12 protein-coding genes are annotated in these 17,782 nt (G+C 45.3%); all 12 read right to left on the bottom strand.

Going from position 1 to position 17,782, the window contains the following annotated elements; all coding sequences use genetic code 11:
* Window positions 1–14: 14 nt before the first annotated feature.
* Window positions 15–1,493 (bottom strand): DUF5060 domain-containing protein, encoded by a 1,479-nt coding sequence (locus AB4114_RS15350; protein ID WP_441989214.1) that lies wholly within the window; start codon window positions 1,491–1,493, stop codon window positions 15–17.
* A gap of 3 nt (window positions 1,494–1,496) precedes the next feature.
* Window positions 1,497–2,933, bottom strand: coding sequence for a DUF5060 domain-containing protein (locus AB4114_RS15345; protein ID WP_441989213.1), 1,437 nt, complete (start codon window positions 2,931–2,933; stop codon window positions 1,497–1,499).
* Between the two features lie 32 nt (window positions 2,934–2,965).
* A complete protein-coding gene (locus AB4114_RS15340; RefSeq protein WP_441989212.1) occupies window positions 2,966–3,865 on the bottom strand; it encodes a carbohydrate ABC transporter permease in 900 nt (299 codons plus the stop codon).
* On the bottom strand, window positions 3,866–4,840 hold the full coding sequence (locus AB4114_RS15335) for a carbohydrate ABC transporter permease (protein ID WP_441989211.1): 975 nt from the start codon (window positions 4,838–4,840) through the stop codon (window positions 3,866–3,868).
* Window positions 4,827–7,793: an extracellular solute-binding protein gene (locus tag AB4114_RS15330; RefSeq protein WP_441989210.1), complete on the bottom strand. Its 2,967-nt coding sequence runs from the start codon at window positions 7,791–7,793 to the stop codon at window positions 4,827–4,829. The genes AB4114_RS15335 and AB4114_RS15330 overlap by 14 nt, the downstream gene beginning before the upstream one ends.
* A gap of 15 nt (window positions 7,794–7,808) precedes the next feature.
* A complete protein-coding gene (locus AB4114_RS15325; RefSeq protein ID WP_441989209.1) occupies window positions 7,809–8,930 on the bottom strand; it encodes an ABC transporter ATP-binding protein in 1,122 nt (373 codons plus the stop codon).
* Between the two features lie 112 nt (window positions 8,931–9,042).
* A complete protein-coding gene (locus AB4114_RS15320) occupies window positions 9,043–10,065 on the bottom strand; it encodes a dienelactone hydrolase family protein (protein ID WP_441989208.1) in 1,023 nt (340 codons plus the stop codon).
* Between the two features lie 73 nt (window positions 10,066–10,138).
* Window positions 10,139–11,029 carry a helix-turn-helix domain-containing protein gene (locus AB4114_RS15315; RefSeq protein WP_441989207.1) on the bottom strand — a complete coding sequence of 297 codons (891 nt, stop codon included), beginning with the start codon at window positions 11,027–11,029 and terminating at the stop codon, window positions 10,139–10,141.
* A 24-nt stretch (window positions 11,030–11,053) separates the two neighbouring features.
* On the bottom strand, window positions 11,054–12,118 hold the full coding sequence (locus AB4114_RS15310; RefSeq protein WP_441989206.1) for a sialidase family protein: 1,065 nt from the start codon (window positions 12,116–12,118) through the stop codon (window positions 11,054–11,056).
* Between the two features lie 37 nt (window positions 12,119–12,155).
* Complete coding sequence (locus AB4114_RS15305; protein WP_441989205.1) at window positions 12,156–14,312, bottom strand: MGH1-like glycoside hydrolase domain-containing protein; 2,157 nt, start codon at window positions 14,310–14,312, stop codon at window positions 12,156–12,158.
* A 110-nt stretch (window positions 14,313–14,422) separates the two neighbouring features.
* Window positions 14,423–15,406 (bottom strand): sialidase family protein, encoded by a 984-nt coding sequence (locus AB4114_RS15300; protein ID WP_441989204.1) that lies wholly within the window; start codon window positions 15,404–15,406, stop codon window positions 14,423–14,425.
* 1 nt (window position 15,407) lies between these two features.
* Window positions 15,408–17,777, bottom strand: coding sequence for a glycoside hydrolase family 95 protein (locus AB4114_RS15295; protein WP_441989203.1), 2,370 nt, complete (start codon window positions 17,775–17,777; stop codon window positions 15,408–15,410).
* Window positions 17,778–17,782 lie beyond the last annotated feature (5 nt).

The following is a 17,782-nucleotide window of genomic DNA, read 5'->3' as shown; positions in this document are numbered from 1 at the left end:
TCTCCCTTATGAAGCTATTTGTAAGACGTTTCGGTCATCTTGCGAATACGCAACGCGTAATAAAGCTTTGCAGGCAAATCGATCCGGAATCGACCTTCAAATGTCCCGGTAAGAGGTGCGATGGTCATGTTCCATGTATCGATCAGATCTACTTCATATTTACCATCCGGCAGTGAAAATTCGCGATAGGCAAATCGATGCGGGCCAAAGTACTGTAAATAATATTCACCCCTTACCTCCAACGTTGCAGCATCAAGTCGATCGCTGCTGTATGTCATTTGAGCCGGTGCTTTTTCTAGTATTTCGCGCATAAACTCGATTCTCCGAACACTTCTTCCTTGTAGTTCCCCTCCACGAGACGACCAGAGTACATGCTCCACATTTAAAAACGTTTCTCCGTGTGTCACATAGCCTCCACGACAATTTCCTTCCCACATTCGGCAAACTAACTCTTCAGGCGTCAAACTGCCCCAACTTGTAGTCAGATTTCCTTCAAATCCACATTCATCAATGATAACCGGCTTTCCAAATTGTTTGGTGCATTCTGATGCAACTCTTACGTCCGTAGTTTTGATACTCGCATGAGTCACCCACGGGACGCCGAAATCGTACCAAACCCGATCATTATGAATGGAGCGCAAATGTCTGCCATAATCGCATTCCTGAATAAGTCGAAATAAGCGCTTCCAATCCTCACTATTTTTATGTGTCATGCCATCATAGTCATTCGCGAGTGCCCACCACACATTGTGTTGTGCCCCAAGCCGTGCGATGATATATCGCAGATAACGGTCATCCTCATCCGAAGACATTTCATCGAAGCCCCAACGGCCATTGTCATATGGATGCCACAAAATGAGTTCTGCTTGTACGCCGAGATCTGCTAAATCCTTCACCCTTTTCTCCAAATGAGAAAAATATTCCGGACGAAGACGGCTATAATCGAATCCTTGTTCTGGCGTACCTTCAAACGGGTAGTTATTTGGTTCCGCATCACGAAACTCATCGTTTTTCGGAAACACACTCATGCGGATTTTGTTAAATGGCGAATGCTGCAGCGTAAGCAGCGTTTGCTCCTGAAGTTCCTCGCTTTGCAAATGCCACCCATAAGAAGTTGTGCCAATTGGAGTAAATCGCTTTCCATCCGCGTATTGAAAATGTACAGTACCCTTCACCCGAACCGGTCCGTTATTTCCAGATGTTGGTCTGGTACACGCGAACTCTCCCATTATTCCGTCCAGCTTCGAACAATTGCTTGACGTTGAATACGTCCACACACCCTCTTCTTCTGGCATAAACCGGATCCGATAGCTCCCGTTACCGTCGTAAAATCCTTCAGCTTCCGCATAGGTTCGTTCTTTCTTGAAAACAGCGCAGAGACGTATGTCTGTGAACGGGTTTCCATGGCTGGGACCTTCGAGCGTCAATTCGAACACACCCCAACGCTCCACTTCATTGGCTACTCTCAGAGAGACCTCCTCCTTCCCATTCATGGTTCAAAGCTTCCAAATTCGCAATGAAAGATTAGGTTTTCCGGGGAGGTCAACCTTGGTGCGTCCGCAAAACGTGCCTTTAACCGGCGTTATGGTCATGTCCCACGTATCAATAATTTCTAGGCGGTAGGAAGCATTATCAGGGAGATCAACGAAAGTATACGCATGCTGATGATGGCCGAAATATTGAAGCCCATACTCTCCTCGCTGCCAAGCTTTCATCCAATCTGCGGGACCTTCCTCCATCAATTTACGGAGAAAAGCGATTCTCTCAATACTATCTCCATACAATTTTCCCCCGGATGAAATCCAGGCCCTTGTCTCCTTGTCGATAAATGATTCCCCATGCCCGACAAACCCGCCTCGAGACATGGCCTCCCAGAATCGGTGGGTCATTTCCTCGCCCGAAATATTACCCCAACGTCTAGAGCTGTTGCCTTCATAAGAAATTTCGTCAATGACAACCGGTTTTGCGTTCGCTTCCCGCCAGCTTGTCGTAAGCTCTGCATCCCAGTGCTGTATGCTTTGATGAGTGATCCATGGTTTAGAAAAGTCGTACACCCACGAGGACTTATACATCTTTGTTCCGTTATGGATTGAACGAAGATGTTGATAGGGGTCATGATGCTGTACGAATTGGATCAGTCGATCCCAATCCTCAACCGTTTTGAATGTGTTAAAATCGTACTCATTGCAAAGCGACCACCAGACATTTCGAAAAGAGGAGAGTCGCGCGATCACGTAGCGCAAGTAAAATGCATCGGTTTCAGCGTCCATGTTATCGACGCCCCAAAATCCTTTATCATACGGATGAAATAAGACTAGATCGGCTTCTATGCCAAGATCCATCAAATCATCGATCCGCTTTTCTAAATGGGTGAAAAACCCGGGATTAAACCTCGTTCTATCCACATCTTCGGGACTCGAACCCTCGAAAACCAATCGAAGAGGTGCTTTCATATCTCTTGTTGGCAGAAGACACATTCTTACTTTATTAAACGGAGATTCTTTTAAGGATTGAAGAGTAAGCTCCTCAAGTCGCTCATTTCCGTGATGTGTCCAGTGATAGCAGGTAGTGCCGAACGGCATATACGGCGTACTGTCCTCAAAAGCGAATACATACTGATCCTTTACCCTTACAGGTCCATGGTTTTCACAAGAAGCCTCCACACACACGAATTCACCGTGTTGACCATCAAGATCAATGTGATTGCTTTGCGTAACATAAGTCCAAACGCCGACTCGGTCAGGCATGAAGCGGATCCGGTATGTACCGTTTCCATCGTAAAAGCCATCTGGTTGAACCATGTAGTTTTTGTACTGAAATCGAGCAGATAGCTGAACTTCCTGAAAGGGATTCCCTTCCGACGGCCCCTGCATCGTCAGTTCAAACCGTCCCCATTTCTCTATTTCTTGGCTGTTTTGTTGCATGCCCATCATTATGTTACGCTCCCTTCATCCGGTTTGATCCTCTACTTGATGCCGGAATGCGCCATCGTCGCAATAACCTTACTTTGGAAAGCTAAGAACATGATGAAATTCGGCAAAAACAAGATTAATGCAGCTGCAGCAACAGCCCCTTGTCTGGATACACTGTTCGCCAAACCGGAAGTTAATGTTTGGACATAGAACTGAAATGTTCTCAATTCTTCATCTTGAATAAAATTTTCCGATGCTTCTGTGCTGAGCCATGTGGAGTTAAATGCAATGATGCTTACCGTCATGATCGCAGGCAGTACGACAGGAATGACAATTCTTAAAAAAAGTGTAAACTCTTTGGCTCCGTCCATCCGAGCGGAATCGAGTAATTCATCTGGGAGCTGATCAATGAACTGTTTCATTAGAAAAACACCTGTAGGAACGGCTACAAGCGGAAGAACATGCGCCCAATAGGTATTGAATATGCCCAATTGGCTGATGATCAAATATCTCGGGATCGAAACAGTTTCAGGGACGAACAGCAGAGTTAGCAGAATCGTCGCGAATATAAACTTGTGCCCTGGAAACTTATGCTTGGATATCGGATACGCGCACATTGCACTTGCAATTACGATGGCTATAACACCTAGCGTTGTGGCGATCACACTGTTAAACAAATACCGCGTGATCGGGACTGCCGTTCCCTTCGTGATGGACGCTAATTCTAAAAAGCTTTGAATTGTAGGATGTCTCACGAAGATATTCGGCGGATAAATGAACAGCTCCTCATAAGGTTTAAAAGCATGATTAAATATATAAATCAGAGGCAGCATCAAAAAAATACTCATCAAAATAAGAATGATAATTGATACTTTTTCCATAAAACTGAATCTGCGCAGCCGCTTGCGCATACGCCAAGAATCGAATTTCCGAAGAGATCCAGCGACATTCATTTACTCGCCCTCCTTCGTGCCAAACAGCTTCTCACATAGCTTGTTAGCAAAGTAAATAAAAATAAGGAGAAGTACGGATAATGCCGTCGAGTAACCGAGCTCAAAACGGGTGTATCCATAGTCATGCATGTGTGTTAAGAGAACATGACCCGAATATTGCGGCGTTGGATTCATCCCCGATAACGTCTGACCTATTTCTCCCGATTGAATCGCTCCGACAATTGCCATAACAGCTCCGAACAACATTTGCGGTTTTGTGGAAGGGATAGTAATATACCAGATTTCTTCCAGCCTGCTTCGAATGCCATCTATCCTACCTGCTTCGTATAGCTCCGGATTGACATTCAGAATGCCAGCCAACATAGCTAGGAAACCAATTCCCATACTTTTCCAAAGCGTAACAAAAACCATAGAACTCATTAAATACTCTTTGCTGGTAGCCCACAATATTGGTTCGGTAATGAACCCAAATTTAAGAAGAACACTATTCAAATAACCTATTCGATCGCTTGATAACATAGGAACCCATATAATACCAATCGCTATCGTGCCTGCCAAGGAGGGCGTATACATAGCGAGTGTAAACCATTTGCGATATATACTAGGTAAGATCGAAATTAACCACGCTAGTAAGAAAGCGGCTATATATCCACCTGGACCTACTAATAATGCGAATGTTATTGTGTTCGGCAGCGCATATTTGAGCAGGATCAAATCTTCCGACACCATGTAACGGAAATTGTCCCAACCTGCGAAGCGTGGAGGTCCTATGGAATCGTAATACGTAAAACTGAGTACGATCGCAGATAGCACGGGAAGGAAGATAAACAGAATGAAACAGATCATAAATGGCGCTATAAACAAATAGGATACACGGTATGACCAAATTGTTTGCAGCAAGCTACGATCCTTCTTCTTCACTCGGTTTGTGGACATATACGAACTAGGGAGCGTAATCGGCTCACTTTTTAACATACTTATCCACCCCTTCCCAAGGTTTTGTAATAACCGGTAAATCCAACGAACGGACCAACTTTCCATTTTCGTCGATAAATTTAAATTCCTGTAGTTTTCTCTTCACTTCTCGGTCCACTTCTTTCGCGGCCAGTTCAAGTGATGTCCTGTAGTTCATCCCGTCTATGACGGTTCGATTCCATGCATTTTTCATTTCACGCTCCATTAAATAGCTGCCGCCAGGTACGTTCGGCACTTCCCTGTACCATTTCCATTGCTCCAAAATTGCTTGCAGATCATCTTCCTTCCACGGAAGCTGCGTGAACGCTTCCATATTGGACGTGAACCATCGGAATGTAACGCCGTAAAGCGTTTCCAGCTCAGTACCAAACCTGCTCTGCACATCTGCTGATGTCCACCATTTCAAAAACTCCCAGCTCTCATTCGGATGTTTGGCGTTTTTCATAATCATCGAAGAGTACATGTTTCCGCCCATCCAGCGAGCTACCGAACCGTCCTCCTGACGTTCACCTGGAACCGGAGCAACCCCCCACAAACCATTCAATTCAGGAGCTGCTACATTTAATTGCAGATACGTATTCAAATCAGCAATACCAAGGGGATACGACCCATCCTTGAAATGTTGGTAGAAGCTGTCCATCTGTTGATCAATGGCATATTTATTTTGCAGTTCGGTCCATTGCTTGAACGCATTCAAGCTTTTCTCCGAGGACAGCCCCGTCTTTGAACCGTCTTGCAAATAGTATTCGGCCCCATGCATCTGCAGGAATATACCGTGGTCGTTAACCGGCGTGAAGTTCATTCCGTTCTGCTGCAGTACTGGGAGCATCTTGTAAAGATCGTCCCAAGTGTCAGGAACTTTCAAGTCTAGTCTTTTTAAAAGATCTTTCCGATAGTACATGACACGGAACTCTTGTGTTTCTGGCACCGCGTAATAACCGCCGTTATAATAAAAAGCTGGCCACGTACCTGGAGAAAATTGCTTAGCGTACTCATCGAAATCCGGAAATTGCTTCAGATTATAGACGCCGCCCCGAATCGCGTAATCGAACGGAATTGACTGCTGCAAGCCTAACGCAACGTCAGGCGCAATTCCTGCTGCGTTCATCATAACAAGCAGTTTTTCGTCTTTTAGCAGATTTACCCTAACTTTAATGCCGGATTGCGGTGTAAACATCTCATCTGCCAAACTTTGCAGCATGTTGACGTAATCTCTTCCACGCAGCATCCAAACATCAAGCACCATATCTTCGTTATTGGTTTTTCTTTTTGATTTAAAGGAATCGATAAAGTTGATGATTCCGCCTTCCAATTTCTCATAAAAGGTCGGGAGCATTTTCGGAAGCGGCTGCTGGGCTGGCACGACAAACATGCGATCCAACTGAAGAGGCTGATAGGAGAGCTGCTTGATCTGTTCCGCTACCTTGCCTTGAAGCCTGTTCAAAATACTTGCATTATAAGGAATTTCATCTGGATCTTTCAGCAAGCCTTCCAAATCTTTCTGCACGGTAGCAAGCGCTTGCGTAACGGCATCTGGTCGGCCATTGATAGCTGCCATCCGCTCTCGCACACCGTTCAAATCATCATGTACACCTTGCATTTGTTCAATAAAAGTAGGAAGGTCATTTTTGAGATCCCAAGTCCGGTTTTTGTCGTCCACATTACCTGTTAATGTTCTCAAATCCTCGGATAACTTAGACAATTCACTAATCGTTCGTTCCAAGTCCGATGAAACTGAACCTAACGGTGCCCAAGTGGCACGCATCGAGATCGTATTGCTTCCTTTTTCCAAGTAAAATTCGTATGGATTATTGTGTTCATCGGCCAGTGTAATACTTTTCCAACCGGTTGCATACATAAACCGATAGGCTTTCAGCTCAGCAAACGGCACTTTGCCGTTTATCATGATCTGCCGGAATGACGAGCGGTTAGATACAAAAGACTGTTCCGCGCGCATCGCAATTTTATAGTACCCAGTTTCCGGTACATCAAAGTTCCAGCTAATCTCTTGGTTATTCGAAGACCACCGAGCTCCGTCTATCACATTGTAAGTAATATGTCCGCGGACACTGGGTGTTGACGCAATATCATTATCGAAGGCCAATGAGATGGCTGAATCGTTTTTCCATTGCATCTGCTCAGCTTCGATCTTGATCGGTTCCGACTTTACAGGAGGAGTACCGGTTGGCCACTCCCTTCTCACATCTTTATATTCGCCTGGTTGATGAGGTGCTCTTAATGTTATAGACTCGAGCGCAAATGGATCGCTGCCCGCCAATCGGATTCTGTGCTTCCCCGGTTCTAAATACCACGTCAGCGGATCCTCGTATGCACCTGATATATCGCGAAGTTCCCAAGATAACCAGCCTGATTTGTCTTCCGCCGGTGGCCGAATCTCATCGCCTTTGTCGTCCTGACGAATCGGAAACTTATCCTTCCATTGTCTGTATAACTCGACCGATTTCGATTCCAAATAAGGGCTTGAACCATCAATGGTCAAATTCAGCGCAATCGGCTTTCGGTATTTCGTACCGACGAAAGGATTATAGGTCATTGCAATGGTATACAATCCACCTTGCGCCACATTCACCTCATATTCAATCCATTCGTCCTTTGAAGCGCTCCAGATCAAAACGTCATTTTTTTCATTATAGGTCCCGGTAGAAATATTGGCGTTAGCCGACTGGCTGGCCAGCTTCGATCCAGGGATAGTCAAACTCCCATTATGATCGATCGAAGCACCTTCCTTTTTCCACTGTTCCAACTTCTCAGAATAAGATGGATCCAACTGCTTGGATGAATTCACTTGCTCTTCCGCATTCGTTGTCTTTGGTTCTGTTCCCAATGAAGTACCTATATCCGCAAAACCGGGAAGCGTTTGACTGAGTAAACAGAAGAGCGCCAGCATCGCTGAAATCCATACCCGGGTTCGAAAAGAAACCTTCAATTTCATCCCTCCGCTGTCTATTTAATACATGAGATTTTCCTTTGAATCTTTATCGAAAAATAGTACTTTTTGCATATCAAGAGATAAAACAAGCTTCTCATCTTCAACGAAGTTGTGATCAGCACGAGTTCGAACGATCAGTAAATTAGGCACACCAATATCCATATACAGGTACATATCTGCCCCCATTAATTCATTGATCTTTTGGACCCCGTTAATTTGTGCGTGCTGGCCMACATCTGCCGCTGTATGATTTACATGTATATTCTCACACCGAATTCCTAGAAAAACGGATCTATTTACTTTATTTTTCTTTTTCAACATGTTCGCCTGCTGTGAGGGGATTTCTAAATAATATCGATTGGTGTGAAACTCTAATTTGCCGTCTGTGCCTTCCAGAATTTTACCCTCAATGAGATTGATCGGCGGCGTCCCGATAAATCCGGCGACGAACATATTTCTCGGATTATTGTAAATCTGTTGCGGTGTATCTACCTGTTGAATAATGCCGTCTTTCATGACAACAATGCGATGCCCCATGGTCATGGCTTCTACTTGATCATGTGTCACGTAAACCATTGTTACGCCGAGCTGCTTGTGAAGCTTAATGATCTCTGTTCGCATTTGAACCCTCAGTTTGGCATCCAAATTTGACAGCGGCTCATCCATTAGAAAAACCTGGGGATCACGGACAATGGCTCTGCCTAAAGCTACACGTTGACGCTGACCGCCAGAGAGTTGCTTAGGCTTCCTATCGAGAAACGGTTCAATTTCCAGTATTCTTGATGATTTTTTAACCGCTAGGTCGATCTCATGTTTGGGCATCTTCCGCAAGCGCAAGCCGAATGCAATATTTTCGTACACGCTCATGTTCGGGTATAAAGCGTAATTTTGGAAAACCATCGCAATATCCCGATCCTTCGGCGGCAAATCATTGACAAGCTGATCTCCAATATAAAGTTCTCCTGATGTGATATCCTCTAAGCCAGCAATCATCCTGAGTGTTGTTGATTTCCCGCAGCCAGACGGACCTACCATGACAAGAAATTCTCCATCGTGTATTTCCAAATGGAAATCTTTAACTGCATATCCGCCATCTTTGCCATAACGTTTTTCTACGTGATTCAAAAGAATGCGCCCCATTGCGGCACCTCCTATAGTCTGTTTCAATCATCCCGATGATAACGGTTTCAGTTCATTATACATCCATCAACTTTTTCACTTATAGGTGATGATGGCTTACTCTATAGGTGAATCATGCTTTCAACTGCTTAGCTAACCAATCGTAAGAGAGTCTCCCAGATACTTCATGCTTGCCTGGAAAAAGATCAACTTCTAAATTCGCAGCCACTTCTTCAGAATGATATATCTCTTTAAGTTTAGCTACAGCTTCTTGAACGGAAGCAACTGGGAATAGCGGGTCTTCCATGCCTGATTCGACGAATAGTGCCCTCGGTGCAATCAACCCAATAAGTTCCGGAAGCTCCGCAAAAGGAAGAATCGAAGGCATGTAATTGTCAATACAATGATTCATGGCTAATAAGCTTCCGCTAAACGTGCTTGTAAACGCACATAGAACAGTAGCCTGAATGCGTTCGTCCAAAGCGGAAGAAAGCGAAGCTATCAGACCGCCGCCGGAAAAACCCATACATCCGATCCGATTAGGATCAATATCCGCACGAGTTAATACATAATCTACTGATCTTATTGCTTCATAAATCCTCAGCCCAGCTAAAGTTTTACCATAAAGCAGCAAGCGAGAAGTTAGCGCTACACAGGAACTGTTTTTCTTAGGATCCTTCCCCCTGTCAACCCACAGCCTACGATCACCAAATCCAATGATTTCAGGCGCTATGACAATCATCCCTCTTCGAACAAGATGCAATGCAAAATGTTGATGCATACCGGGAGGGTCGTCATCCGTGGTTCCGTCTGGCCGCAAACCGACAATTTCCCTACTCCCATAACCGTGTCCGTGCCAAGCAAGTACGGCTGGCGCCTTGCCCGTGAGCCCTTTTGGAATCAACACAAAGGCAGCTACTTGAAGGTTTACATCTGTTGTGTAAATAACACGCTCTAAATAATGATCCCCCTTATCGATCCTCTCCCCTACAACTGCGTTCAATTCACTTGACTCCCTAGGGAAATCCCCCAAACTTGCAAGCAGCTTTGTCCGTACATCCGCTTTTCGCTCTCTCCAAGGTTGTGTTCGAGTAAGATTAGACGCTTTATTTAAATCGCTGTATAACTGTTCTAAATACTCATCCGGATTTAACATTCAGTAACCCTCCCTATTCATAAATAAAAAAAGCTGCTCCATTGCGATATTGCGATGGTCAGCCGTAAACCTCTTAGTATGTTAATGCCTTATCTTCGAATTCTTGGAAGTTTTGTCGATATTGTCGAGGGGTTACCCCCGTTTTTTTACGAAATAGCGCATGGAAAAATTTCATGTCCTGATATCCCACCTGATTGGCAATTTGGTAGATCGGGATATCTGATGACTTCAGCAATTCACAGCATTTTTGAATACGCACGTTCTGTAAGTATTGCGTGAATGATAAGCCCGTTGATTTTTTAAACAACCGTTGAAAATGGCTGGCACTTAAAAAGAAGTAATCCGCCACATGCTGAACCGTAAGGTTGTCGGTGTAATGGGCTTTGATGAAATGGACAACTTCTTCTAGCATCCGAAAAGGAACCGCTTCCGTTTCATTTTTCAATTCAAAACGCTGCAGCATCACCAACATTTGAATCAGTAAAGCTGTCAAAATAGTTTCAAAGCCATTGCTTCGTTTTAAATATTCTCTATACATAGCGTTAACAATCGTTGAAAACGTATCATGTTTATCTTGAAAATGCAGCCAGCGCTCAGGGCACTTGCCGGGAAGCGTGATGGAATTATAAGTGAGGCATTCTTCCTGTAGCAAATGCATCCAGTTTTCTAATAGCTCTACTTTAAAAATACAGTTATAAATGACGAGCATTTTATCCTGCGTCGGAGAAGACGGACGGAACACATGGGATGTTCCAATCGGAATCACAAACAAATCTCCTTGTTTAATGGGAATTACTTGATCTTCAATGTAATGATAACCGCTTCCTTCCCCCACATAGCTGATTTCAATAAAATCATGGGTATGTTGGGTAGTTGTAAACGATTCCAATTCGCGATTAATAAAAATATTCATCTTTCCATCAAAAAACATATCCCCGCTTAAATGTCCAATTCTACCATTCATGTGCATCACCTCCGGCGCATGATATTAACCCTCACTAACCCATTCTTCCGTTAGACAAACATGTTTGATACCTTTACGCAAATAAGAAAAAGCAATATGTATCTTGCCATCACGCGTTGAGATAATCGAAGGGTAGGAATACCCGATCTCGCTATCTTTGTATTCCAAATCGGCCATCTGTATATTCCTGTAGATTGGCCATGTTTTTCCTTCATCTTCCGAAATGGCTAAGGTAAGTGGTGTACGAAGCGGTTTTTTGCGGAATTCGCCCTTCCTTTGAACCCACCTGAATTGGTCCCGTTCCATGGAGGAATTGTTATAAATCAAGGCTAGATGACCATTCTGCAGCTTGATGAACTGCATCGAGGAATTATTGTTGGGCAATTCACTCTTGACTGGAACCGTCCAATTTTTTCCGTTATCTTGCGAGATACTTGTATAAATGCGATCTGCCTGTCGGCTTCGAAACATGGCATAGAGCGTACCATCATTTCGTTCAACAACATTCATTTGAACCCGGTGCGTGCTGCCCTGCACTTCGTATTCCTTCCATGTTTTCCCTTGATCTGAGCTGATTTGTACAACGCTGTAATGCCCGTCAAGTTTACAATAATACGTCGGAAGCAGCCAATCGCCATTTTTGAGTACAAGCAGCGGATGCCTCAGAAATATGCCCAAACCGTCAAACAACACTTCAGTCGGCCCCCAAGTAAAGCCCTTGTCATCCGATATGCGGAAAACAATTCTTGATGTTTTTTGATTGTGGGGCTCGTTGGACGTATGGAACAGCCAAAGTTTGCCATCTGGTGCCTGGTGAAGGATTGGATTTTGTTCAGATCGTTCGATATCACTTGACAGCTGCATGGGAGCAGTCCATTCATTGGATCCGGCACATAATCTCGACATCAGAACGTTAGTATCTGGATTGCCTTCCCCGCTGCCCGAAAACCAGACACAGAGAAGATCGCCATTGTCGAGTTCCAGTAAATTAGCGGCATGGTTGTCATTCGGGTACGGAATAGGAAGGTAGGCTTCCCGCAATTGCGAATCCGTTTCCGACTGTACAACAACTCCGTTGAAACGTTTCATTAAAACGCACTCTCCTTGCCCGATTGGGGCTATCAATTTACGATAGGGTCAACTCTTTCCAAGTTAACGCTGTTCGACAAAGTGTTGGATTAGAGAAAATAAGTTTGTCATTAACATATAAACGGTAGCCATCTTCGCTATAGGGAGTCTCCGATGACACACTCGGTTTGCGATAGGAGATCCGTATATCCATACCCGCTACCTTTACATGATCTAGACAAAAATAATCTAATTCCACATTCAGAGGATCCAGAACAATCCCCTCTTTTTCAATCGATAATCCTGCCACATGTGAAATTAACAAATCGATATAGTACGAATGATTATATTCCTGTTCGTCACTTAACGGTTCACCCGTTGCACTGTTGTAATGCTCAACAAGACCGGGTTGGTTTAAATCTCTTTGCATAAAATGGAGAAACGAATACTCGCGTAGATAATAGGCAAATTGACGATCAAATTGATGGTTTCTCCGCTTGCTTTCCTTGGCGAGCGCATCGAGCGCGATTGAATTGGTATAAGGCCAGGTTGGGCCGTCCCAAACGCAGCCATTCCGACCTTTGACAAAGTGTCCCATCCAACCGCCTTCTTGCGAATAGGCAGGGCAATCGGCAGAAACAGACGGGAACGGGCATTTCGTATGAAATTCCTGTTCATTGAACAGATGCTCGATCATCCCATTGAATTGATCATCCAGGATTTCTGCCCACCCGGGGTAAATCCCGACAATATTTTTGACAAACGCCTTTTCATCTGTTTGATAATGTAGATCATAGAAGAACTTTGTATTCTCATTCCACATTTTGCCAAGTATGTCCTGCTTGATTTCTTCAGCTTGCCAAAAAAAATCTTTCGCTTCCGGGTCACCGGTTGCCTCGCAAAGCTTAGCAACACCTAACGTGTTCAAGTAGTGATATACAGCGCGATCCACCCTCTTAAGATGGGTATAGGTAGCTTTGTCCTTCGGGTTCTTCGGAAATTGGTGAAAATACCAATAACTTGGTTGATATTCTTTTCCCGTCCGTGTATGTTTGTGTTCGATCATCAAATGATCCTGATCATTACCGTTCACACGTTTCCATGCGGAAATATTCGATTTCATGGCAGGCAGTAAGTCAACTATCGTCTCGGTGTTTCGATGCACAAGAAAGAGCTTATATGCGGCCCAGCAAGAGAAGTTGGCAAAGGAATGCAGGATGGAATCTACCGTCAAGCAGCTAAACATACCATCTTCACCGGGAGCGCTCTTCATGTTTCGAAGAGGACCCTCACTATATACAGGATCGTGATACCATCTAGCATCCATAATATGTAAAGGAACGGACAGATTAATTAGCTTGCTGAACTCCCATCCCCCCTTACTAAAGGGCTTTTTACTTTTTTTATGAGATCTTCCCTCGTAAAACAATGGGTACGACAAGTGACCGTACTGCGGATCAGCCAAATTGTGCCGAAGCAGAAACCAACGATAGGTCCAAGTCTTGTTTAACACAGGGTCGCTGCTGACGAATGTAGGTGCTTTCTCAAACCACGTTTGATACTCATTGCTTTGATTTATTACGAGTTGATCAACCGTGTAACCGCTTTCCGCATAACTCGAAGCCCGTTCCTTCAGCAAGGCGATATCATCCTGACCGGAAATTCCGAACGCTGCAGCGACAATAATTGCTTTGATTTCACCTGGTTTCAACCGCAGCTCTTTGAATACAGCGGGATCGCTTACGGCAATTGCACCTGAGATATCAAAGCTGTAGTGCTCAATATTAAACGATCCATAGAGATAATCCCCTGTGCGCTCCGAGAACGAATCGCTATAGGTCTCCAAACGAAGGACAAGCTCCTCATCACTGCGATTCGTCCAAGTTTGGCACGAAACCGCACAATCATTCCAAGTTATGAATTTGCGTTCTTCCAATGAAAGACGGTTGTCTGTATAGGTCATGTACAAGTGACTCGGAAACCACTCCGTCTGGCATGGCTCTAAGCTTTCTGCCAAATTGTTCGTTATCTTAAACAACAAAGGAATATTCACTTTGTGAATAAAATCGAACCTTCCAGAAAAACCAGGTACGGGATCCAAATAATCGGCCCACAACCGCGCTCCGGTCGAACCGAGCAAGAGTGCACCGGGGAGCGTGCGAAGTGCCTTTTTTCCCGCRCGCAATGTTTCGTCCAATCGGCTGCCAGCAGGCATGGATGACCTCCCATCCCATATATACTTATGGGTGTATAATATTACCATAATTATTATATCGAATTCATTTGATACTTAAATGGTGGTTATCGTCTCAAACTATAGGTCAATCATGCTAAATCGGAAAGCGTTATTTTCCAGAAAGCAATGCGTTCGCGCTTCCAGGTATAGGTCACATATAGGTTTAGTCCACTTGCTACAATAGCGGGGTAGGAATATTGCTTTTCTCCTTGGTCTAACAGAAATTCATTTTCCCAAGTCATTCCGTTGTCCTGCGAAAGTCGAATGACAAGCGGCGTTCTCGGCCCCTTTTTCTTCCCCTCTACCGGACGTGTGGGATTATAAACCAGTGCAATTGTGCCGTTATCCAGCTTCACCAGATCGATTCCGCTATTATTGTTGGGTAAATCAGTGGGATAGGCTGTACACCACGATTTCCCCCCGTCCTTTGAGTCGCTGCGATATATATGCCCTTCGCTGCTTCGAGTGAGCATGTGCACATTTCCAGGGGTAGATTCCCATAAGGTCGGCTGGATAATGCCTGAGCCCTTCATTACGCAGCGCTCCAAGGGAACGATTTCACTGCGAGTCCAGGTCTCGCCTCCGTCGCTCGAGAGGTCAACGAATACATCCCAGGCTGGTTCCAATGAGGCCGGAGCTGCTATCGTACCGTCATACAGAACGATAGGCTTGTTTTTGACAGGACCCCTTCCTCCTTTATCCCCCATAACCAAGGGAAACGGAGACGTCCATGTGTGTCCATCATCCGTTGAGCGAATAACCATGGTTTCCCATTCGGCAATCGAAGTCCCGACCTTATAATAAAGAAATAGATTACCGTCCTGGGTACGAAAAAGGACAGGATTCCAATGCGGAATATCCGCTTGATCCGCTACTTTAAGGGGTGGTGTCCACCCCGTGACTCCCCTGCGTGACAGCCAAATAGCAACGTCTCCAGCTTTCTCGCGTGTTCCGCCAAACCATGCGGCAATAACTTCGCCGCTAGGCAGCAATTCCAAGGTGGATGCGTGACAGCTAAGGAACGGTCTATCTTCCTCAAAAATAAATTCTTTCATGGTATTCACGTATTTCATCTCAAACCTCCGATACAGGGACAATTTCGTAACAGAATCCTACGCCAGTTTCAAATGCGGAATCGACGCCAGTTGAACAAATGAGTTGTCCATTTAGGTGAACTTGGACCGGCTGAGCGCTCCATAAGCGGCACTTCTTTCCAGCAATCGACTTGATGCAAGCGCGTGTAAGTTTGCCTTCGTTCCAGTTCATATCGATTTCAAATCCGCCACGGGCTCTCAATCCACTTACGGTTCCACGCTGCCACTCAGGCGGCAAGGCCGGCAGTAGTTGGATCATTCCAGCATGACTTTGCACCAGCATTTCCGCAATGCCTGACAAACCGGCAAAATTACCGTCTATTTGGAAAATATTCATCTTCACCTTCGGATGCCTGTGAGCATTCATCATGTTGGGGTGCAGACCTGCCAGCAAATCATTTAAAGATCTATTGGCGCCTATTGGGTTTCCTAGCCGTGCCCAAAAGTTAACCGTCCAAGCGCAGCTCCAGCCCGTGTGCGCCCCACCGTGAGCAAGACGGCGTTCGAGTGTTTTTCTGCAGGCTTCAAACAGTTCAGGCTGTCCATGTCGTGTAACGAGGTTCAGCGGATGGAGCGCAACTAAATGCGCAATGTGTCGGTGGCCCGGTTCCAACTCCTCGAAGTCTTCGTCCCATTCCTGCAGCTGACCGTATTTCCCAATACGGAACGGAGGGATTTGACTTAATGCCGTTTCCAGATGACCCCTAAACGTGTCATCTAGGTCTAGAATGAGGCTAGCTTCTATACAATGGGCAAACAAACTTTTAATCAACGCCAAATCCATCGTCGTTCCTTTGGTTACACTACTGGGCTTCCCCTCAGGAGTAATGAAAAAATTTTCTGGGGAAGTAGACGGACAAGTAACCAGATAGCCATCAGGGTCCTCGATAAGCCAATCCAAACAAAACAGCGCTGCCTCTTTCAATGCAGGATACGCTTGTTTAAGAAAGTGCTCATCCTGGCTAAACGCGTAATGCTCCCATATATGTTGGCATAACCAAGCACCGGCCATCGGCCAGAAGGCCCAACTGGGCGAACCGCCGACAGGCGTCGCCGTACGCCACAAATCGATGTTGTGATGAGCGGTCCACCCCCTGCTTCGGTAATGGACACTGGCTACTTTCCGGCCTGTAATTCGTAAATCTTCAATTAAATCAAACATCGGTCGGTGGCATTCCGCAAGATTGCCCACTTCCGCAGGCCAATAGTTCATTTCAATATTAATATTTGTCGTCCAGCTGCTGCACCAAGGAGGTTGGGTTTTGTCATTCCAAATTCCCTGCAAATTGGCAGGCTGTGTACCAGGACGAGAGCTGGATATCAGCAAATATCTCCCGTACTGAAAGAACAATGCGGCGAGGCCAGGATCAACAGATCCATTTTTGACTGCCTGGATGCGAACATCCGTAGGAAGAATGCTGTGGTCTTCACCCCTACCGCCAATGTCAATTAACACTCTGTTGAAAAGTGCAGCGTAATCACCCATATGACGCTCTTTTACCTGATCGTAGCCCAGCCGAATGGCATTCGAAAGCCATGCCACACACATGTCTGTTGGATTTTCGCCTAGAACAGCCGGATCTTTGTCGAAACCGTTATAGCTTGTAGCAGCGGCCAGCAGTAAAGTTACCGCCCCTTTCCCGCTAACGCGAATGCGCCCACCGCTGACTTCCACTTTACCGGATTCTGCAGTCGCTTGAAGGTGGATTTCAAAGCCTATTCCTTTCCCCTCGGCATATTCAACAGGGTCAGCGGATTTGACCGTATTTGGCAATACATGATACGGGCAGCGGCCAGTGAGCGTTATCCGGTCTGCTCCTGTTTTGCGTACGGAAAACTGCAGTGGACTATGTAGAGAGGCAGTAAAACTTGATTTACTCTCGCTATTCAAACGGATCGCCATTACTTGATCAACAGCAGATGCGAACACTTCACGGGTGTAAACAGCACCATTTTGATTGTACCGCACCCTTATCACACCTGCTTCGAGATCCAGTTCCCTGCAATAATCCGAAATTTCGCCATCTTCGTCGTTGATAATCTCCAAATCTCCAAGCGGAAGGAAAGATTCAATATCCGGACCTTCCATGTACTGCTCGATCATCTGCTCGGCATCCGCATATTTCTTCGAAAATATCAGATCACGCACGGATCCGAGATACCGCTCTGCATCATAGCGGATCGTTTCCCGGGGTTCACCCGACCAAAGCGTGTCTTCGTTTAATTGAATATGCTCTCTGTTCGTGCCGCCATACACCATCCCTCCAAACCGGCCGTTGCCAATGGGAAGCGCTTCAAACCAATTCTTGGCCGGCTGGGCATACCAGAGTGTGGATTTTTTATCAGTCATAGATT

This window comes from Paenibacillus sp. 2RAB27 (assembly GCF_052115445.1).
Lineage (GTDB): Bacteria > Bacillota > Bacilli > Paenibacillales > NBRC-103111 > Paenibacillus_E.
Note: the sequence above shows the minus strand (reverse complement) of the source record. Positions and strands in the feature narration are given on the sequence as shown.